This is a genomic window from Streptomyces sp. NBC_01261 (assembly GCF_036226385.1).
In the GTDB taxonomy this organism is placed as follows: Bacteria; Actinomycetota; Actinomycetes; order Streptomycetales; family Streptomycetaceae; genus Streptomyces.
Window position 1 is genome coordinate 11228345 of record NZ_CP108463.1, and the last position, 19898, is coordinate 11248242.

16 protein-coding genes, 1 tRNA gene and 1 pseudogene are annotated in these 19898 nt (G+C 70.6%); 12 read left to right on the plus strand and 6 right to left on the minus strand.

The window, feature by feature from the left end; translation table 11 throughout:
* Window positions 1–57: 57 nt before the first annotated feature.
* From OG226_RS49810 to OG226_RS49820, 3 genes are all read left to right on the plus strand, one after another.
* Entirely contained in the window at window positions 58–303 is a 246-nt protein-coding gene (locus OG226_RS49810; RefSeq protein ID WP_328686164.1) for a hypothetical protein, read from the plus strand.
* Window positions 304–426: 123 nt separating this feature from the next.
* A tRNA-Met gene (locus OG226_RS49815) sits at window positions 427–503 on the plus strand.
* Between the two features lie 313 nt (window positions 504–816).
* The gene (locus OG226_RS49820) at window positions 817–1584 is read left to right on the plus strand and encodes a Stf0 family sulfotransferase (protein ID WP_329352995.1); all 768 of its coding nucleotides are present in this window, start codon (window positions 817–819) and stop codon (window positions 1582–1584) included.
* Here OG226_RS49820 and OG226_RS49825 read toward each other — a convergent pair.
* The 6 genes from OG226_RS49825 to OG226_RS49850 form a co-directional block, all read right to left on the minus strand.
* Complete coding sequence (locus OG226_RS49825; RefSeq protein WP_329352996.1) at window positions 1549–2196, minus strand: DUF5825 family protein; 648 nt, start codon at window positions 2194–2196, stop codon at window positions 1549–1551. The genes OG226_RS49820 and OG226_RS49825 overlap by 36 nt on opposite strands.
* Window positions 2193–4145 carry a RiPP maturation radical SAM C-methyltransferase gene (locus OG226_RS49830; protein WP_329353735.1) on the minus strand — a complete coding sequence of 651 codons (1953 nt, stop codon included), beginning with the start codon at window positions 4143–4145 and terminating at the stop codon, window positions 2193–2195. The genes OG226_RS49825 and OG226_RS49830 overlap by 4 nt, the downstream gene beginning before the upstream one ends.
* Window positions 4146–4171: 26 nt before the next feature.
* Entirely contained in the window at window positions 4172–4942 is a 771-nt protein-coding gene (locus OG226_RS49835) for a hypothetical protein (protein WP_329352997.1), read from the minus strand.
* Window positions 4939–5955 carry a multinuclear nonheme iron-dependent oxidase gene (locus tag OG226_RS49840; RefSeq protein ID WP_329352998.1) on the minus strand — a complete coding sequence of 339 codons (1017 nt, stop codon included), beginning with the start codon at window positions 5953–5955 and terminating at the stop codon, window positions 4939–4941. The genes OG226_RS49835 and OG226_RS49840 overlap by 4 nt, the downstream gene beginning before the upstream one ends.
* The gene (locus tag OG226_RS49845; RefSeq protein ID WP_329352999.1) at window positions 5952–7961 is read right to left on the minus strand and encodes a B12-binding domain-containing radical SAM protein; all 2010 of its coding nucleotides are present in this window, start codon (window positions 7959–7961) and stop codon (window positions 5952–5954) included. The genes OG226_RS49840 and OG226_RS49845 overlap by 4 nt, the downstream gene beginning before the upstream one ends.
* A gap of 61 nt (window positions 7962–8022) precedes the next feature.
* Entirely contained in the window at window positions 8023–8175 is a 153-nt protein-coding gene (locus tag OG226_RS49850; protein WP_328686170.1) for a hypothetical protein, read from the minus strand.
* 224 nt (window positions 8176–8399) lie between these two features.
* On the opposite strand from OG226_RS49850, the gene OG226_RS49855 reads away from it, so the two are divergent.
* From OG226_RS49855 to OG226_RS49895, 9 genes and pseudogenes are all read left to right on the plus strand, one after another.
* A complete protein-coding gene (locus OG226_RS49855) occupies window positions 8400–11468 on the plus strand; it encodes a lantibiotic dehydratase (RefSeq protein ID WP_329353000.1) in 3069 nt (1022 codons plus the stop codon).
* A 434-nt stretch (window positions 11469–11902) separates the two neighbouring features.
* Window positions 11903–12109: an acetyl-CoA synthetase gene (locus OG226_RS49860; RefSeq protein ID WP_328686172.1), complete on the plus strand. Its 207-nt coding sequence runs from the start codon at window positions 11903–11905 to the stop codon at window positions 12107–12109.
* 236 nt (window positions 12110–12345) lie between these two features.
* Window positions 12346–13557: an ROK family transcriptional regulator gene (locus OG226_RS49865; protein WP_328686173.1), complete on the plus strand. Its 1212-nt coding sequence runs from the start codon at window positions 12346–12348 to the stop codon at window positions 13555–13557.
* Window positions 13558–13689: 132 nt separating this feature from the next.
* The gene (locus tag OG226_RS49870) at window positions 13690–15039 is read left to right on the plus strand and encodes an ABC transporter substrate-binding protein (protein WP_328686174.1); all 1350 of its coding nucleotides are present in this window, start codon (window positions 13690–13692) and stop codon (window positions 15037–15039) included.
* Between the two features lie 2 nt (window positions 15040–15041).
* Window positions 15042–16040, plus strand: coding sequence for a carbohydrate ABC transporter permease (locus OG226_RS49875; protein ID WP_328686175.1), 999 nt, complete (start codon window positions 15042–15044; stop codon window positions 16038–16040).
* Entirely contained in the window at window positions 16037–16900 is an 864-nt protein-coding gene (locus OG226_RS49880) for a carbohydrate ABC transporter permease (RefSeq protein WP_329353001.1), read from the plus strand. The genes OG226_RS49875 and OG226_RS49880 overlap by 4 nt, the downstream gene beginning before the upstream one ends.
* Before the next feature lie 40 nt (window positions 16901–16940).
* Window positions 16941–18224, plus strand: coding sequence for a family 4 glycosyl hydrolase (locus OG226_RS49885; protein WP_329353002.1), 1284 nt, complete (start codon window positions 16941–16943; stop codon window positions 18222–18224).
* Window positions 18217–19224: an N-acetylglucosamine kinase gene (locus OG226_RS49890; protein ID WP_329353003.1), complete on the plus strand. Its 1008-nt coding sequence runs from the start codon at window positions 18217–18219 to the stop codon at window positions 19222–19224. The genes OG226_RS49885 and OG226_RS49890 overlap by 8 nt, the downstream gene beginning before the upstream one ends.
* A gap of 113 nt (window positions 19225–19337) precedes the next feature.
* Window positions 19338–19640, plus strand: a pseudogene (locus OG226_RS49895) (transposase); the annotation flags it as partial.
* Between the last annotated feature and the right edge of the window lie 258 nt (window positions 19641–19898).

Consider the following 19898-nt stretch of genomic DNA (forward strand, 5'->3'; position numbering starts at 1 on the left):
TAATTCGCCCTCCGAGCTGAGGTCAATAGAGACGACAACGATTCAAGGCGATGAGGAATGGGGCAAGTTGGTGAGCGGTGGGCCCTGGGGCTGCTCCCTGTGGGCGGCCTGTGCGGCCGCGCGCGTTCGGCGACCGGCGTGGGGTGCGCGGGGTCGTCGATCCGCAACTCCTGCAAGGCGGAGCTGACTTGGCTCGCCGACTTCTCTCCCGGCTTCGAACCCGTACCTCTGGAGCGGATGGTCCAGTCCGACGTCCGCTCGATCGAAGGAGCGGAAACGGGCCGCGTCTTCGAGCTGGGCTGATCGTCCGGAACGAGGCACGAGACCGGTGGCGACCGGATGGGTCCCGCTCGCCGCGCTCTGTATCTCCGCTCGCTCGTAATTCCCTGTCGGATACGGCCGGATGGCGTACGGTAAGCACAGCGACGCGGGGTGGAGCAGCTCGGTAGCTCGCTGGGCTCATAACCCAGAGGTCGTTGGTTCAAATCCGACTCCCGCTACCAATTACGGCCCCTCAGCCTGGTGTTGAGGGGCCGGACCCGTTGGACTGCCGAGAGCCGGATCGGCCTACGACGCCGAGTGTTCTGAGCTCCTCCTGAGCGCGGACGGCGCGTCACATCCGAGGCCCATGAGGCGCGGTGACACAGGTGCGCTCTCCGATGCCACCGGCCGGCCGGTCGATTCGCACGAGCACGTACCGGCAGGGATGGCCGTCGCTGACGTCGCTGGCCGGAGGCGCAAGCTCGCGACCCGGCCGGGCCGGATCCCGCCGCGGAGCCGATGACAACGACCGGTGCCTGGCGCGAAGGTGTTCTCATGACGCTGCGCTATCGGACCAACGGCCCGGAGTTCGACTTCCCTCACTTCCCCGGTCTGCCGCCCGTCCGCTATGTGCTCGCGTCGACGCCTCGGTGCGGCAGCAACATGCTCGCCCGTGCCCTGTGGCACACCGGGCTGGCCGGCTTCGCCGAGGACTACTTCGCCGACGCCTTCGTGCTGGACTTCTTCGAGCGGTGGGGATTCGACTCCGACGATCCGCAGGAGTTGGCGGCGGGCTATGTGCGGCGGTTGATGACATGCAGGACCAGCCCCAACGGCGTCTTCGGGCTGCGGATCCACGCGGGGCACCTCGGGAGCCTGGAGGCCGACCCGTACGACATCCTCCAGGCACCCCGCTACATCTGGATCCAACGCAGGGACCGGTTACGGCAGGCCGTGTCGTACACGATGGCCGAGCAGACCGGTGTCTGGATCCTGGACGGGACCTTTCTGCCGGAGGGGCGCACGCGCGCCGCTCCCCGGTACGGCTATGAGGGGATCCGCCGGCATCTGCGGATGCTCGACCGCGACGCGGCGGCCTGGGAGGACTACTTCGGCCGGCACGGGGTCCTCCCGCACACCGTCGTCTACGAGGACCTGGTCGCCGACTATGAAGCAGGACTGCGCGGCTGTCTGGACTTCCTCGGCGTCGGCGCGTCCGCGTCGCTGCCGGCTCCCGGTATCAGGCGTCAGGCCGACGAGCTGACGGAACAGTGGGTCGAGAGGTTCCTACGGGATCGTCGTGCTGAGCGGCCAGCGTCGTAGCCGGTACGGCGTCCACCACACGTAACGCCCGGCGCGATGGACCAGGTTCTCGCGCAGGTGACGCTCCAGAACCCGCTCCGTCGACGCCGACGCCACCGCCGGCACGCCGTCCAGCAGCCTCTGGAAAGCCGTGCTGCGGGGGGCGTTGACGACCAGGCGTCGGAAGGAGCCCCAGCGATGGTCGCGGATCTCCAGGAAACCGGGACCACGGCGGTAACCGCACTTCGCGATGTGGAACGAGCCGCGCCACGCGGTGACCACGCCTGCGTCGATCTCCTCTCCCGTGGAGCCGCGGAGGACGGCTGCCGGAGGGTGCAGATGGCTCAGCGCCTGCCACTGGGCCGGGTCGGCCATACGCAGTGTCCAGTCCACCGCGATGCCGTGGCTGGTGAGTTCCCGGACGAGGAGGAGGACGGCGACCGCGGACGCGCCGTCCGGATCGGTGAGGTCCACGGGTTCGGGAACCCGGACGAACTGGACGCCCTCGGAGGCGAGTTGTCCGACGGCGTGCACCGGGTTGTCGGGCGGCCCGTCGAGGGCGCCGTGGTAGATGCCCGGCAGGCGCATGGCCGCTGGGTCGCGGTCCTTCCACAGCGTCAGTTCCGTGGTCATCGGGTGCCTCCCGCGGCGGCTGCGGCTGCGATTGCCAGGGCGGGGACCAGCGACGTGTCGTCCGCGTGCAGTCCGGCGCCGTCGAGGCGCAGCAGGTCCTGGTTGGCCACGGCGGGCGCGACGTGCACGTACTGGCCGCCCTCGGCGAAGACGAGGCCGAGGCGGAGCCAGTGGGCCAGCAGGTCGCTGACGCGCTCCTGCGTCACCTCTCCGGGCGACTCCCGCATGTCCGCGCACCGGGCAGCGGCCTTGCGCAGCAGGGCCGGCAGGCTGTGCGGCGTGTCGAGCAGCCGGAACACCGTCACCTCGAACGGGTCGGTGAGGTCGAGAAGCCGCCAGGAGAAGCCCGGCCGGGTGTCGACCAGGACGATGTGCGTGCCGAGGTCGCAGTGGGTCAGGCGGCTGCGCGGGTACGCCCGTGTCCAGTCGGCGACGGCCGTGCGCAGCCGGTCCAGACAGGCGCCGGCGATGCCCTGGTTCGGTGAGTCGAAGATGTACACCAGGTCGGCGAGTTCGTCCTGCGGCAGGTCGTAGATGTGGTGGTAGTGCGAGGCCGGGCGAAGGTCGCCGAAGCCCAGTTCCGGCCGGTCGAAGTAGGGGCTGAACCGTTCGACCTTCAGGCGGGTGGAGTTGGCCGGCGGTCCGAGGTGGTGCAGCGCGGGCAGCTGGTCGACGATCTCGGCGTAGTCCTGCTCGGTCTCCCCGGGGAAGCCGTAGAGGTAGTTCCAGCTGAGGTTGACACCGACGGTCTCCGCGTCCCGCAGCAGCCGTACGTTCTGGCAGCCGGTCACTCCCTTGTCCATCAGCTTCAGCACCCGGCTGCTGAGGCTCTCCACGCCGGGCTGCACATAGCTGACCCCCGCCGCGTACAGCGTCGCCAGCTGCTCGCGCCGCAGGTTCGACTTGATCTCGTAGCACAGCCGCAGGTCGTACCCGGACTCCTGGAGAAGCGGGGCCATGGAGTTGAGGTAGGCCATGTCGAGGATGTTGTCGGTGACCCAGACGTCGAGCACGCGGTGGCGCTCGACCAGGCCGAGGATCTCCTCCACGAACCGCCGCGGGTCCTTGCTGCGGAACTCCATGAACGAGCCGTTGAGACCGCAGAAGGTGCAGTGGTGCTTCTCGCCCCACCAACAACCGCGCGACGCCTCCACCACCAGCCGTGGCTCCACCCAGCCGCCCGCGGTGGACCGCGCGTGCCGCTCGAAGTAGTCGCCGTAGTCGGGCGTGACCAGTGCTCCCGGGGGCAGCGGCGCGGCGTTCATGGGATGGGCCACGGACCGGCCCCGCACATCGCGGCGGCACAGGCCGGGGATGGCGGCCAGGTCGTCGGCGTCACCGTCGCGGAGCGCGGCGAGCAGTCGGGGGAACGCGATCTCGCCCTCGCCGCGCACCACGAAGTCGACGTACTCGAAGTTGCGGTGCAGCGCGGCGCCCTGCGGGCCGTCGCAGTTCGCGCCGCCGAAGACGGTGGTGGTGCCGGGCGCCAGTTCCTTGACCACGCGGGCCGCGGCCAGAGCCGCCGCGTTCTGCGCGAACGTGGTGGTGAAGCCGACCACGTCCGGTGCCGTCGCGGCGATCTTGGCGGCGGTCTCCCGGACGAACAGCGGCGCGAGTTCGTGCAGTTCCCGCGCCTTCGCCAGCATGTGCTCCGGCATCTTCTCGCCGAAGTGTTCCGTGAACTCGGCCACCCGCCAACGGGGTTGGTTGTTGAGCGCGCCTGAGAAGATCCACTCGCTGTGTCCGGAGAAGTACGAGGTCGAGCAGAACTCGTACTCCTCGAAGCCGTATTCCGTGCGAGCGGACACCCAGTCGGCGAAGTCGAGGTTGGCGTGCACCACTTCGACGTCCGCCGCGCCGTCGGGGAAGACGTCGAGGATGCGGCGTTTGAGAATGCCGAGGGCGAGGGACGGCGCGTCGAGCGACGACCACGGCATGTCCACCAACACGATGTGCAAGGCGCATCCTCTCCCCGTCACCACAGTCCGCGGCGGGCCAGCGCCCGCCGCGCGGTCTCGCGCCGGTCCGACGCTTCGGCCTCGAAGGCCTCCGCCACCCGCCCGGACACCACGCCGTGAGCCAGCCCGGCGGACGTGGTGAAGTACGCGTAGTGCGCTTCGTCCGCGCCCTGGACCTCCGCGGAGGGACGCCCGCCGGTGGTGGCTCCCCACGTGGCCACGGACGACACCGCATACGTACGCACGGCCGCGTGGCCCCGCTCCGTGGGGAGGATCCCCTCCGCCTCGATCACGAACGACAGCGGCTGCTCACACGTCAGCGCGGTGAACAGGGCGATCATCAGCTCGTGCGTCACGGTGTCGCGCAGCGCCCGTTCCTCGACGCCCTCCAGCAGGTAGGACGCGAACGCCTCCTCCGCCGACAGCCCGGGCGCGGTGTAAGGGATCAGCCGGAACCGGGCGAAGTGCGGTGAGCCGAGGAAACCGGTGAGCAGGTCGGACTCCGTGGTGCCGGTGCCCTGGAGCACCCGCAGGCTGCGCGGGAACGTGGTCGCGAGACTGCCGCCGCTGCCGGGCCGCCAGACCTGGGAGCGCAACCGGCGTGCGGTGGTGTCCAGTTCGGCCAGGTCGACGGAGGCCAGACACTCCAGCTCACCGGCATCCGCCGCCACGGCCTCGGCGCCATCGTCGGCGAGCCGGGCCCGCAGGTCCGCGTCCAGCAGCAGCCGCAGGAACAGGTCGGTCAGCTGCTCGCCGTCCAGCGACGCGCCCGGCTCCAGCGTGGTCACTCGGCCTCCTCGCGCCGCCAGGCGGCGACCAGGTTCCGCAGCCGTGCGTAGTTCCGCCGGGACTTCTCGACCAGCTGCCCGTCCTCGCGGTACATCGGGTCCTCGTAGGACACCCCTAGGAGGTTCGGGCAGCGCGGCAGCAGGTACTCGGTGAGCTCCAACTGCTCGTCCAGCAGGACGCCGTGGTGCAGGTCGCGGAACCTGCCGCCCACTATCTGGCAGCCGGACAGGTGCAGTTCGCGGCAACGGGACAGGGGCAGGGCCTCGATCCCGTCGTACATGCTCTTTCCGGTACGTCCTCGCAGCCACTGGTAGCTGAGCAGATGGCCGACGTCGAGCGTCACCCGCACCTCGGCGTCCTCCGCGAGCCGGGCGAAGTACTCGAAGGCGTCCATGTGGCCGAGGACGAAGGAGCCGCCTTCCGTGAAGCCGGGGAACTCGACGTGCAGCGGCGGTTCGAGCAGCCGGGCCGCCTCCGCCACGTTCCGGGTGGCGATCTCCAGGCCCGGCTCGGTCAGCGGCGGCGGGAGCGGATAGGGCATCGGTATGCCGCGCAGGCTCCAGATGCCCAGGTCCTCGACGACCCAGGAGAAGCCGTAGCGGGCGGCCAGTTCGTTGGTGAACTCGGCGGCAGGGCGGCGGTCGTAGCGCTCGGGCGTGCCCATGTTCAGCTCGGTCTGGTGGAAGGCGCGGGCCGACCCGGCGGGCACCGCCTCGAAGAAGCGGTCGTACGCGCGCGTGTAGTCGGCCGGCTGTACGCGGGCGCGTGAGCGTGGCTGGAAGGCGAGGGCGGAGTACGCGAAGTCGCCGCCGTGGCGGTGCAGGAAGGCGCGGACCCGGTCGGTGACGTCTCCGCCGCCGTCGTCGCTCTCCACGAATCCGATGCCGCGTCTGCCGAGACGTCCGCCGCCCCACGGCATGTCCATCAGGACCCCCAGGCCCATCCGGCGCGGGGCTTCGGCGACGGCGGCTGCGTGGGCGCCGCCGGGTGTGGTGCGCGGCGGTTGCGTCATGACGAGCTCCTGGCTGAGGGGGCCGGGCTTGCTGAACGTTCCGGGTCGGCGGTGCCCGCCGCCGCGTCGGCCAGGCGGGCCAGCAGCCGGCCGCCGCGGTCGGTGCGGGCCGTGAGCAGGCCGTCGGGGCGCTGTTCGATGTCGGCGCGGGGGAGTGCGTAGAACCGCTCCTGGACGAGGTCGGCGAGGGTGACGCGGTCTGCCGCGCGGTCGTCGGCGGACGTGGGCACGATGCGTACCCACGTGTGCGGGCGCAGGTCCGCGACGGCGGGTCCGCGACGGTCGGTCGGGGCGGGGTGCGACGACATCGAGGCTTTCGCACGGCCCGGTCTGACGGTGCGGAAGATCCGCACCAGGCGATCCAGTGCCTCGGTGCGTGTCGGGCCGCCGCGGACGGACAAGGGGTGGCCGACCCGGCCGGCCAGGTAGCTCAGCTCGGGGTTGCCCGCGAGGCGGTCCGTGGTGTCGAGGGCGAGACCGTACTCCTCCGGGCTGCCCACGAGTCTGCTGCCGGGCTCCGCGACCATCAGCTCCAGCGCGTCGATGCCGATCCGCCGCTCGTTGTCGACGAGGAAGCGAAGGGAGGCCTCGAACTCGTCCGGCGTCTCGTCCAGGACCTGGCCCATCACGGTGAACCGGACGGTGATGCCCGCCGCGTCGAGGTTGTCGAGGATCCGCTGGTAGTCGGCCGCGCGCACACCCCGGTCCATGCGGTCCAGCAGGCGCTGCGAGGTGCCCTCGTAGCCGACCGAGATCATCGCGCAGCCGACCGCGGCGAGTTCGAAGCAGAACTCCGGGTCGGTCAGGGCGGATTCAAGTCGGCTGCGCACACCGAACCGGACCCGGATGCCGCGTTCGCGTACCGTGCGCATCGCTCTCTGGATCAACCGCAGGTTGGTGTTCTCGTCCGCGACCGACACGTACCGAGTACCCGTGGCGCGGACCGCCGCTTCCACGGCGTCGGCAATCTGAGACGCGGTGCCCTGCTGGTAACTCCCTTGCGGGAGCGCCCTGTTGCCGTACGAGCAGAACGCGCACCGCCCCCAATAGCAGCCGACGCACGAGACGATCGCCAGCTCCAGGGCGTCGTTGAGGTAGGAGCGGAACGGCAGTCCGGTGAAGTCGGGTGGTCCGAGGTCACGGAAGCGCAGGGTCACCGGGGGCCCCATGCGCGGCTCGGCCCCGGAGCGTGCCAGCCAGGTCATGCCGGGTACGGCGGTGAGCGGCACCGTCCCGTCCAGCGCGTCCAGCCAGCGTTCGAGCGGTTCTTCCCCCGCGGTCGGGCACAGGGCGTCGACCGTTTCCAGGACGCCGGGCAGCCGGGCGAGGCTGTCGTGGCGGAGCATCACCTGCTGACCGCCCAGACAGATCAGGGTGTCCGGTGCCAGCCGCCGGATCCAGGCGGCGATCAGCAGGGCGGGCGCGAGCTGGCTGAAGAACGCCACGGACAGGCCGACCACCCGGGGGCGATGGCCGCGGAGCAGCCCGGTCACCAGGCGGTGCAGCGATGCGACCGGTACGTCGGACGCGGCCGGCGGCTGGGCCGCGGCCCGGCGTACGGCATCGTCGAGCCGGCCGAGGTTCTCCCACGTCCGCACCAAGAGGGTGTCGCGGACCAGGAGTTCGAGGGCCAGGCCGGCGAGCCGGACCGCGCGGTCGGGGCCCAGTTCGCCGGCCGGCTCCTTGCGCAGGACGTGGGCACGCAGGTCGCCGATGTGCGCGGCGAACACGTCGGCCACCGCTCGGCGGTACCAGTCGCTCACGGCCGTACCGTCGTCGCCCGTGCCCTGGGCACGGACCGCGTCGTCCAGCAGAGCGGGACGGCGCAGCAGCTCGTGGAGCACGGCGATGTTCAGGTCGGCCTGGTGCACCCGCCGACCCCGGCGGCGCAGGTGGCCGGTCAGGTAGGGCAGGCTCAGATACGGGAAGAACCTGGCCTCGGTCTGCGGCGGGAAGATCAACAGGACGTCGGTGCGGGTACGGTCCGCCGACTTGCTGGACGGCACGACCCACCTCCTCGTCCCACCGGGCCCGTCCGTCGGAGAGTTGCCTTGGCTCCCGCGCGTCCTAGCCGGGGATGTCCTCGGTGCTCTCCGCCGCGATGTAGGTGTACGTGTGGTACGCCGCGCCGAGCTTCAGCTCGCTGGAGTCGATCACCTGGAGTTCTTCGAGCTCCCCGAATTCCTCATCGACGAGTTTCTCAGGAGATGCAGCAGTCATGATTTTCTCCCCTTCGTGAAGGTGATGGGAATGTGCTGCTTGCTGTGTAGGCCCTCACGCTAGCCACACCGCGCGCGCATCAACAGCCCATACGTCGTCGTTTGGGCGGGACGACATTCAGCCAGGTCAGTGGCTCATGAACGCGCTACCACAGTGGGGTGGCGCAGCAGCCGTCCACATGACCATGGCTCATAATCGCCCTCGCCGCCGGGCGGTTCGGAAGGATGGCGGACAACACCGCTGTGCTGCTGGAGGACCGTTTGTACCGCCATGTCGACGCGGCCGTGGTCCGGGCGACGGTCCGGCGTCCCGACCACCGGATGGTCTGGCCGGACCTGACCGGCCCGTCCGCGCACCAGGAGTCGTGGCGGGCGTGGCTTCAACAGGTGTGGCAGACGGCCGACTTCGCCGCCGCCGTCGAGTTCTCCAGCCCGGACCTGGCGAGACGGGTGCGGCAGATATGCGCCGGCGAGCCGGTGCCGGAACCAGCCGTGCGGCGGGCGGTGCTCTCGGTGGCGCGCTATCTGCTGCGTGCCCGCTCACGTGCCACCCCGTTCGGCCTGTTCGCCGGTGTCCAGGCCGCTCGCACAGGGCCAACTCCCGTGCTGCGAGCGGGTACCGGGCACCGGACGGTCACCCGGCCGGACGCGGTGTGGACCGTGGCTCTGGTCGACCGGTTGGAGGAACACCGCGCGCTCCGGACGCATGTGGCGCTGCTTGCCTCCGGCCTCGCGTTCGAGCGCGACGGACGCCTGATGATCGACTACCGCTCCAGCAGCACGGATGACGGTGTCCCCGCGCACGTGGGGATACGCGCGACCGGGCCGGTCCGCATGGCCATGGACGGCGCGCGGACACCGGTTCTGTGGACGGTTCTCGCCGAAAGGCTTTCCGCCGGCTTCCCGGACGCCTCGCCCACCGGAATCGAGAATCTGCTCGCCAACCTCCTGCGCCAGCGATTCCTGATCACCAGTCTGCGTCCCGCGGTCATGGCCTCCGACCCGATCGCCACCCTGCTCGGTCAGGCACAGCACCTGCCCGCGGCTGACGTCACCGGACTGCACGAGGTCGCGGCAGCCCTGGCACGGCACGACGACGCGACCGCCACCCCCGAGGGCGCCCGCGCCGAACGCGCACGGGTGACGGCCGCGATGACACGACTGTGTCCCGCCGCGAAACCCGCGCTCGCCCTCGACCTGCGGTTGGACTGGGACCTGGTGATCCCGGACGCGGTGGCCGAGGAGGCGGCGTCGGCCGCCGCGGTGCTCACACGTCTGGCGCCACGGGCCGCGCTGAGTCCCGGCTGGGTCGCCTGGCACGACCGCTTCCTCGACCGCTACGGCCCGGGAGCGGCGGTACCCGTCCTGGACGCCGTCGAACATCTCGGCTACCCCTCCGGCTACCTCGGATCCGCAGCCGAGCCGGCGGGCCCGATACTGACCACCCGCGACAGCCGGCTGCTGAAGCTCGCCTACACCGCCGCGACGAGCCACCGCCACCAGGTGCGACTCGACGACGCCGCGATCGACGAACTGGAGGTGGCGGATCCCGACCGGCCCGTGCAGCCCAGCACCGAGGTGACCGTGCGGATCCACGCCGAGAGTCAATCGGCCCTGGAGAAAGGGGAGTTCACACTGCATGTCGTGGGGGTGGCCCGTGCCGCCGGAACGTCCACCGGGCGCTTCCTCCACCTCTTCGACGCCGCCGACCGCCGCCGGATGACCAACGTCTACGCCGGCCTGCCCGGCGTACAACAGGACGCGCTGATCGCGCAGATCGGGACCACTCCGCTGTACGTCCGCTCGGCGAACGTCGCGCACACCCCGCGGATCGCGGAGTGGGTGATCCCTCTGGGCGACCACCACGGCCCGGACGCGGGCCAGTTGCCCGTGACGGACCTGGCGGTGACCGCCGATGCCGAGCAACTGCACCTGCTCTCGGTCTCCCACCGCCGCCCGGTGCACACGATGCTGCTGAACGCCGTGGATCTGACCGAGCACACCCATCCGCTCGCGCGGTTCCTGATCGAGGCACCGGTGGCACTGACCGTCCCGTGCACCGGGTTCTCGTGGGGAGCGGCCGTGTCCGGCCTGCCGTTCCTCCCCGCACTCCGCTACGGGCGCACCGTACTGTCCCCGGCCCGCTGGACACTCGGCCACGACGACCTCCCCGGCGCGCAGACGCCGTGGCGGCAGTGGGACGAGGCCCTGGCCGCATGGAGACGCGATGTTCGCCTGCCCGAGCACGTGTACCTGGGCGACGGAGACCGGCGCATGAACCTGGACCTGGCGGAGCCCTCGCACCGTGTCCTGCTCCGTACCCAGCTGGAGCGCGACGGCAAGGCGCTGCTCCGTGCCGCACCGAGGCCCGGGGAACTGGGCTGGACCGGCGGCCGCGCCCACGAGATCGTCATACCCCTGGTCGCGGTGGACCGGACCCGCCCGCCGGTCCGTGGCACGGGCCACGTCGTCGGCCGGGAGCACGGCTGTCTCCCCGGCTGCGGCAACCTGCTCTCCGTCCGGTTGCACGGACACCGCGACCGGCAGGATGCGGTCCTGACCCGTCATCTGCCCTCTTTCCTGGGGGAGTTGGGCGATCCTCCCTGGTGGTTCGTCCGCCACCGCGATCCCGAGGACCACCTCCGTCTGCGGCTGACCTGCGAGTCCGGTTCGCTCGGCACCGCTGTCGAGCAGGTCGGCGAGTGGACCCGGCGACTGCGGCACGCGGGCCTGATCACTCACGCGAGCCTGGAGACCTACCATCCGCAGACCGCGCGCCACGGCGGTCCAGCGGCGACGGAAGCGGCCGAGGAGTACTTCGCCGCCGACTCGGTCGCCGTCCTCGCCCAGCTCACCGCGCAGGCCGGTCGAGGCACTCCCGACGTCCGTGCGGTGACCGCCGCGAGCATGGTGGACATCGCCGTCGGTCTGCTGGGGGACGATGAGAAGGCGATGCGCTGGCTGATCGGGCACACCCGGACGGACAGGAGTGCTCCACCCCGAACGGTCTACGACCAGACCGTCGCCCTGACGACAGCCCTCCTCACACCCCGGGCCCCCGGTCCTCCTGCGCCGGATGCGCGCGTCGCAGCGAGTTGGACCGCCCGCCGTGCCGCGCTGGCCGCCTACCGCAGCGCGCTTGACGGCGCGGAAACGCCGCTCCCGCAGGACCTGTTGTCGGACCTGCTGCATCTCCACCACGTCCGCATGCGCGGGCCGGGGCTTCCTGAGGAGCGCGTACACCTGCACCTGGCCAGGGCCGCCGCGCTGAGCTGGACGGCACGGACGAGGTGACGTACTCCGCGCGGCCGGGCAGCGACGTCCCCAGTCGGCGCGGTGCGCGGCGGTGAAGCCGGAACCGGAGGCGAACCGGGACGCCCCGGTCCGCGTCGAAGGGGCATGCGGGTGTGCGGGCGCAGAGGCAGGGAGGTGCTGGGATGCGGTGGTGTGCCGGGGTGTTGACGGCCGTCGGAGCCGCTGTCCTGGTGGCGTGCGGCACGTCGGCGGGAGGGGCGCCGTCGTCCTCCTCGTCCGTGCATCCGACCGGACGAAGCGCGTCCGCAGAGCCTTCCGCGACGCCCTCCGCCTCCGCGGCGAACTGTGCGTCCGGACGGGTCGAGGTCACGGTGAGCCCTGGTCAGACGGTCGTTCGGCGGCTGTGTGTGCGGCCGGGGACCGTGGTGTCCCTCGTCCTTGAACCCCGTGTCGACGACAAGAGGTGGCGGGGGGTGCGGAGTTCCGTACCGGCCTTCGCCGTGGTGTCCGGGTGGAAAGCGAGCGCCGAGGGCACGGCCCGGGCTTCGCTGCGGTGCGCGGGCACCCGGGGCGGTACCGCCAGGATCACGGCAACCGCGAAGGCGCCCGACGTGGCGGGAGCGCCGCGAGTCGTCTTCACACTCGACCTGACCGTGGTGCCGTACACGACGCGGGGGTGATCGTGCGGATGCCACGGCCGTGGGTGGCCGCGTGGTAGACGACGCCGAGGTCGGTGGCGACGGCGAGGCCGCCGTTCGGGTGAGCCGGATCGCCAGGGGATTCACCCCCCCCGGTAACGGAGGCTCGCGCAGGGCTGGGTGGTGCGGTGTGGTCGAAGGGTTGATTCCGGCCATGCGTCCGCGTATAAATAAGCAACTTTCTTTCTTACAGGCTCGAATGCCGAGACGAGGCTCCCGTGACCCGCCGTTATCCAGCAGGCCCGCAGCGGTTGCTGCGCTCGCTCAACGGCCGTGCCGTGCTGGAGGCGATCGACGAGGCGGGCCCGGTCACGACCACCGACCTGGCCGGGCGGATCACCCTCTCCCGGCCCACCGTCGCCGCCGCGGTCGCGCTGCTGCTGGATCGCGGAGTCATCACCGAGGTCGGCCCGGCGATCGGCCGCAAGGGCCCGGCACCTGCCCAGTACCGGGTCAACGCCGACTGCGCCTTCGCGATCGGCGTGGACGTCGGTCACCGCAAGATCCGTGCGGCGGTCGCGGACGTCACCGGCCGCGTGCGTGGACGCGCCGAGTCCGAGCAGCAGGGGCATCGCGGCGCCGACGCGCTCGTCGCTCAGATCCTGGACATGTGCGTGGACCTGGCCGGGCAGGTGGGCCGGCCGCTGGCCGGCATCACCCAGGTCGTGGCGGGACTGCCGGCCGCCGTCGGCCCCGACGGACGGCATCTGTCGTACGCCGCCGGACTTCCCGACGCGGGGCGGGGGCTCGGCGCCGCACTCGGCCGGGCGATCCCGGTGCCGTTGGTCCTGGAGAACGACGTGAACCTCGCGGCGCTGGCCGAGCGCACCCACGGCCTGGGCACCGACACCGACGACTTCGTCCTGGTCAGCCTCGGAGTCGGCCTCGGCCTCGGCCTGGTCGTCGACGGCCGGGTCAGGCGCGGCGCCACCGGCGTCGCAGGAGAGGCCGGTTACCTGCCCAGCGACCGCATGGTCGCCCCGGTCGGACAGCGCCGTGACCTCGTGCAGGAACATCTGGGCGCCCGCTACATCAGCGACCGGGCGCAGCGCCTCGGACTGCCGGGCGACGGCAGCCCGCGCACCGTCTTCGAACTCGCGCGCACCGGGGATCCGGGCGCGCTGGAGATCGTGGACGACACGGCCCGCAGCGTCGCGTACGTGGTGGCTTGCGTGGTACCCCTCATCGACCCGGCACTCATCGTGCTGGGCGGCGCCATCGGCGCCAACGGCGACCTGCTGCTCGAACCGGTCGCCCGTCACCTGGCCGACTTCAGTACGTTCCGGCCACCTGTCGTCGCGTCGGGTCTCGGCCAGGAAGCCGTGCTCACCGGAGCGACCACCATGTCGGCGGAGCTGGCCCGCGAGGCCGCCTTCGCCGCCGCCACCACTCCCGTCCCGCAGACAGGGTCACCGTCGTCTCTGTCCTGACCGCAGTGTGAAACACCGCGGCGACGCCGTCTTGCCGGACAGCGCCGCCGCACACGTCACCGGGCATTGCCGTGCCCGATCGACCGACCGATCCGTCACCCAGGGAATGCCATCTCCGAGGAAGGACGATCAGTGTTCAAAGCTATCACCGGGGCTACGGCCGTCACGGCCGCCGGCGTACTGCTGCTGGCCGGCTGTACTTCGACCGGATCCACCTCGTCACAACCCGACTCGGCGATATCGCCGGGCGCCTCGCACAAGGCCACCACCGTCACGGTGTGGACGTTCAACCACCTCCCCAACGAAGTGGCCGCGTTCAAGGCCACGCTCAGCCGACTGCACGCCAAGTACCCGTGGTTGACCGTGAAGTTCGTGCCCAACAAGGACGACGCCGCCTACGCCAAGGCCGTCGCCGCGGGCGATCCGCCGGACGTGTTCATCAGCTCCACACCCGACAACGTGGCGAAGTTCTGCTACAACGGCACGGTCGCCGACCTGAGCCCGTACCTGTCCTCGGCGAAGATCGACACCGCCAGGACCTTCCCGCCCGCGACCCTCGTCTACACCCGCTACCAGAGCAAGCAGTGCGCACTGCCGCTGCTGACCGACGCCTTCGCCCTCTACTACAACAAGAAGATGTTCGCCGCGGCGGGCATCACCAAGGCGCCCACGACCCTCGCCGAACTCACCGCCGACGCCAAGAAGTTGACCGTCAAGAACGCGGACGGCTCGATCAAGACCTACGGCTTCGTCCCCCGTTCCGACTACGACGTCAACCGGTACCTCTTCGTCGGTGCGCACAGCGGCACCGAGTTCTACGGCAAGGACGGCAGGACGACGTTCGCCGCCGACCCCAAGTGGCGGCAACTGCTGGCGTGGGACCAGGACCTGATCGACTACTACGGCACGGCGAACGTGCAGAAGTTCGTGGGCCGTTACCAGCCGCACGCCGACGACGCGGGCAACCCGCTGCTCTCCGGCGCCGCGGCCATGGAGTACGACGGCGAGTGGCACGTCGGTGAGATCGCCACGGAGAAGAAGAACTTCGACTACGGCGTCGTACCGATGCCCGTCCTCGACGGATCGTCCGGCACCTACGGCGCGGGCAGCACCCTCGGCACCGTCGCCTATCTGTCGGCAGGCTCGAAGCACAAGCAGGAGGCGTTCTTCGCACTTCAGCAACTCACCACCGACACCACGTTCCTGAACACCCTCGCCGACACGGTCTACAACATCCCCACCACGTTCGCCGCGCTCAAGGCCTGGGACAAGCGCGACGACCCGCACTGGAAGCCGTTCGTCGACATATTCGAGAACACGCACTCCTCCTACAAGGCGGTCACTCCGGCCGGCGTCGAGGACATGGACACCTGGCGTGCGTTCCTGCTCGACTACGAGCAGGGCAAGACGAAGGACGCCGCGAGCGGACTGGCCACGGTCGGCAAGAAGATCGACAGCCTCAACTCCGAAAGCGGGCAGTAGAGATGACGACCGTCCTCGCCCCCGTCGGCGAGGCCCCGGGCACGGCGCGCACGCGCCCTGCCCGGGGTGGGCGGCGCAGCCCGAGCCGGGCCCGCTGGTGGGTCGTCCTCGCCTTCCTGTCCCCGTTCGTCATCGGGTTCGCCGTCTTCGTGCTCTACCCGGTGGCGGCCACGCTCTACTACTCGCTCACCGACTTCCAGGCCGGCTCCTACCGGCCCGTCCAGTTCGTCGGACTGCGCAACTACCGCGCCCTGTTCACCCAGTCCGACACCTTCTGGGTGGCGGTGCGCAACACGCTGTGGATGGTCGTCGTCATGGTGCCGCTGCGCACCGGCTGGGCCATGCTCACCGCCTGGGTGATCATCCGCGTCAAGCGCGGCCGGGCCGTCTACCGCACCCTGTTCTTCCTACCGTCGATGGTGCCCGTGGTGGCCTCGGCCCTCTCGTTCATCGTGCTGCTCAACCCGGTCGGACCGCTCAACCGGCTGCTCGGCTGGGTGGGCGTCGACGGCCCCGGCTGGTTCTCCGACCCCGCCTGGTCCAAGCCCAGCCTCGTCCTCATGGCGCTGTGGGCCAGCGGCAACGTGATGGTGATCTTCTCCGCGGCCATGCTCGACGTGCCCCGCGAGCTGTACGAGGCCGCCGAACTCGACGGCGCCGGCCCCCTGCAGAAGTTCCGCAGCATCACCCTCCCGGCGATCTCCCCGGTCATCTTCTTCGCCCTGCTCACCGGGATGATCTACACCTTCCAGTACTTCACCGAGGCGTTCGTGGCCTCCAGTTCGGCCAACGCCACCTCCTCCAGCAACGACCTCATCGGCTACCCCGCCAACTCGCTGCTGTTCTACTCCACCGAGCTGTACCGCCAGGGCTTCTCCTACTTCAAGACCGGCTACGCCTCGGCCATGGCCTGGCTGCTGTTCCTCGTCATCTTCGCGGCGACCGTGGTGTTCATCCGCGTCTCGCGCCGCTTCGTGCACCACGCGGGAGGCGGCCGATGAGCACCCTCGAACTGACGAGGCGTCACCCCCGCACCGGGCGACGCCTGTTGTACCTGCTGGCCGAGCACGCACCGGCCGTGGCGGTCGCACTCTGCTTCCTCCTGCCGCTCACCATCGGCGTACTCACCGCGTTCATGACCCAACACCAGGCGGGCACCGGCTCGTTGTGGCCCTCGCCCTGGGAGTTCGGCAACTTCCACGAGGTCTTCAAGGCCATGCCGTTCGGCCGCGACCTCCTCAACACCATGCTCTACGCCGGCCTGTCCACGATCGGCGTCGTCATCTCCTCGGTACCGGTCGCCTACGCGCTGGCCCGGCTGCGCTGGTGCGGCAGGGAGGGTGTCTTCCTGGTCGTCCTCGCCGCGATGATGATCCCGGCCCAGGTCACCAGCCTGCCCCTGTACGTCATGTACGCGCACATCGGCTGGGTGGGCACGCTGAAACCGCTGATCGTCCCGTCCTTCTTCGGCGACGCGTTCAGCATCTTCCTGCTGCGCCAGTTCTTCCTCACCATCCCCGACGAGTTCACCGAGGCGGCCCGGGTCGACGGCGCGGGCGAACTGCGCATCCTGTGGAGGGTGTTGATCCCCATGGCCAAGCCGGCGATCGCCGCCGTGGGTCTGTTCGCGTTCCTCTACGCGTGGAACGACTTCTACAACCCCCTGCTCTACACGGGGAACAGCGACACCGGCCAGACCCTCGCGGTGGCCCTCAGCCAGCTCGCCAAGAACGGCCACCAGAACGCGTACCAACTTCAGATGGCGGCCTCGCTGATGTTCCTGCTGCCCGTCCTGGTGCTGTTCTTCCTGGCCCAGAAGGTCTTCGTCGAGGGCATCGCACTGACCGGCGTCAAGGGCTGACAGCCGTCGCCGCAACCACAGTTGGTCAAGGAGCACTCTCGTGAAAATCACCGTTGTCGGCGGTGGCAGCACCTACACACCCGAACTGATCGAGGGCTTCGCCCGCCGCGCCCAGGTGCTGCCGGTCGACGAACTCGTCCTGCACGACATCGACGCCGGACGCCTCGCCGTGATCGGCGCCCTGTCCCGCCGTATCCTCGCCCGGCACGGCTTCCCCGGCCGCCTGACCACCACCACGGACCTTGCCGCCGCGGTGGACGGAGCCGCCGCCGTGCTCGTCCAGTTGCGGGTGGGAGGGCAGGCGGCCCGGCTGGTCGACGAGACCCTGCCGAACCGGTTCGGTCTGCTGGGTCAGGAGACCACCGGCCCCGGCGGCTTCGCCAAGGCCCTGCGTACGGTTCCGGTGGTCCTCGACATCGCTGCCGAGGTACGCCGCCGGGCCGAACCCGGAGCCTGGATCGTCGACTTCACCAACCCCGTCGGCATCGTCACCCGCGCACTGCTGAACGCGGGCCATCGCGCGATCGGCCTGTGCAACGTGGCGATCAAGTTCCAGCGGCAACTGGCCGCCCGGTTCGGCACCGACCCCGACCGTGTACGCCTCGGCCACGCCGGCCTCAACCACCTGTCCTGGATCCGCTCGGTCACCGTCGACGGAGTGGAGCGCCTGCCGGAACTCCTGACCGGCGACGCGCTCGACGACCTCGCGGCCCAAGTCCGCGTCCCCGCCGGGGCGTTGCGCGACCTGGGCGCCATCCCCTCCTACTACCTGCACTACTTCTACTGCACGGACGACGAGGTGAGGGCCCAGCAGGCCGGAGCACACCGTGCCGACCAAGTCATCGCCATCGAAAAGGAGTTGCTCACCCTCTATGCCGATCCCGGGCTGGACCGGCAACCCGAACTGCTTCAGCAGCGTGGCGGCGCCCACTACAGCGAGGCCGCGGCGGCACTGGTCACCAGCCTGCTCACCGGTGACGGCGCCCACCACTACGTGAACGTACGCAACAACGGAGTCCTCGCCGGCCTGCCGGACGAGGCGGTGGTCGAGATCCCGGCACAGGTCGACGCGTCCGGTCCCCACCCCGTCCCCGTACCGCCCCTGCCACCAGAGATGCTCGGACTCGTCCAGGCAGTCACCGCCTACGAGACACTCACCGTCGAGGCAGCCCTGACGGGGGACCGTACGGTGGCCCGGCGCGCCCTCATGGCCAACCCGCTCGTCCGCGAATGGGCCCGGGCAGACGCACTGCTGAACGCGCTGCTGGAGGCCAACCGCCCCCATCTGCCCCGGTACTTCGCGAACGAGGCCGCTGATGCCTGACCTCGTGGTGGGCGTCGACGGAGGGAGCTCCAAGACCGACCTCGTCCTCGCGGACACCGAAGGACGGTTGCTGTCCTGGGTACGCGGCGCAGGCACCCGTCCGCACACCGAGGGAATGGAGATCACCACCGAACGACTCGCCCGCCTGGGCCGACACGCGCTGACAGCGGCCGGCCTGCCCGACACGACCCCGGTCTCGGTCGGCTCGTACTTCCTCGCCAACGTGGACCGGCGCGCCGACGAACGCCTGGCGCTGGGGCAGTTGACCCGACTGGACGTGGCCGACCGGATCCTCGTACGCAACGACACGCTCGCCGTCCTCCAGGCCGGCGCACCCGACGGCTGGGGGGTGGCGGTCGTCTCCGGCGCCGGCATCAACGCGGCGGCGATCCATCCAGGCGGCCGCTCCGCCCGTTTTCTCTCCCTCGGGGACATCACCGGGGACTGGGGCGGCGGGCTCGCCGTGGCCAGGGCCGGCCTGGGAGCAGCCGTCCGCGCGGGTGACGGACGGGGTCCGGCGACCCGGCTGCGGCAGGAGCTGCCTGGCCACTTCGGCCTGCGCAGCGTGGAGTCCGTCGCGCTGGCCGTCGGCAGTGGCGACCTGCCGATGACCGCGCTGCACGGTCTGGCACCGCTGGTCTTCGCGACGGCTGCCGGCGGCGACACCGTGGCCCGGGGCATCGTGGAACGCCTCGGCGACGAAATCGTCGCCATGGTCACCGCTCTGCTCCGCCGCCTCCGCCTCCTGCGCACCCCGACACCGGTGGTACTCGGCGGCGGCACCCTGCAGAACGACCAGTTCCTGCTCCGCGACCACATCAGCGGCTGCCTGGCCACGCAAGCTCCGCTGGCCCGGCCCCGGGTCCTCGATGTGCCGCCGGTCGCGGGCGCTTTGAGGGAGGCGCTCCTGACCGCGGGCGCGCCGGCCGCGGCACAACGCCGCCTCCGCGAGGCCGTCGCCGACCGCAAGCCACCGCCGTTGCTGGCGACGCCACCGTAGCGTCGGGTGCGTGACGCCCCGTCGCGGGTCCGCGTCGGCGCTGACGCGCGAAACACGAAGGGGCCCTACCGCGAACCGGCAGGGCCCCTTCCCGGCACCCGGCGTCGGCACAGCTGTCGTGCTTCCGGGGCGGGTTCTGCTCCTGCCTGACCGCCTGTTCGGACGCGCTGTTCGAGCCGGCTGATGCCGTTCTGTGCGGCGACGGGCCGGTGAGGTCTCTGGCCGAGCTGTCGCTGGTGGGTGAACACCGCCGCGGCCATGGTGGGCTCTACGCCACGATGGCCCGTGGCTGCATTGATGCGGGCCGGCTGCGGCGGGCTCTGGCGGAGGTGCCGCTACCGCGGGCTGCCGACGGTTGGCTGGTTCTGGCCGTCGAGGTCACCTGCTGGCTTCGGTCCGACGCCCATACCAGCCCGTGACCAGCAACTTCACGATGCACAGAGTGCTCCGGCAAGGGACTGGCCGACCGCGACGACCGGGCGGGTGCCGCCACGCTTCCGACCTGCGACGACACACCGAACGACGACAGCGACGGTCAAACGGCGCCGATCTCGACGGTCGCCCACGAGATCAAGGAAGTGTGGATCCCGGCAGCGCCATCGCTGTGGAGCAGTCGTCCGACGACGTCACCTCCGTCAACGTCGACTCCGACAAACAGCTGCCCGATGTCAGAA

What these genes read in the sequence shown, in the direction of transcription:
- OG226_RS49810 (WP_328686164.1), top strand. Translation starts at nt 58, where the DNA reads ATGGGGCAAGTTGGTGAGCGGTGGGCCCTGGGGCTGCTCCCTGTGGGC.
- OG226_RS49820 (WP_329352995.1), top strand. Translation starts at nt 817, where the DNA reads ATGACGCTGCGCTATCGGACCAACGGCCCGGAGTTCGACTTCCCTCAC.
- OG226_RS49825 (WP_329352996.1), bottom strand. Translation starts at nt 2,196, where the DNA reads ATGACCACGGAACTGACGCTGTGGAAGGACCGCGACCCAGCGGCCATG.
- OG226_RS49840 (WP_329352998.1), bottom strand. Translation starts at nt 5,955, where the DNA reads ATGACGCAACCGCCGCGCACCACACCCGGCGGCGCCCACGCAGCCGCC.
- OG226_RS49850 (WP_328686170.1), bottom strand. Translation starts at nt 8,175, where the DNA reads ATGACTGCTGCATCTCCTGAGAAACTCGTCGATGAGGAATTCGGGGAG.
- OG226_RS49855 (WP_329353000.1), top strand. Translation starts at nt 8,400, where the DNA reads ATGGCGGACAACACCGCTGTGCTGCTGGAGGACCGTTTGTACCGCCAT.
- OG226_RS49875 (WP_328686175.1), top strand. Translation starts at nt 15,042, where the DNA reads ATGACGACCGTCCTCGCCCCCGTCGGCGAGGCCCCGGGCACGGCGCGC.
- OG226_RS49880 (WP_329353001.1), top strand. Translation starts at nt 16,037, where the DNA reads ATGAGCACCCTCGAACTGACGAGGCGTCACCCCCGCACCGGGCGACGC.
- OG226_RS49890 (WP_329353003.1), top strand. Translation starts at nt 18,217, where the DNA reads ATGCCTGACCTCGTGGTGGGCGTCGACGGAGGGAGCTCCAAGACCGAC.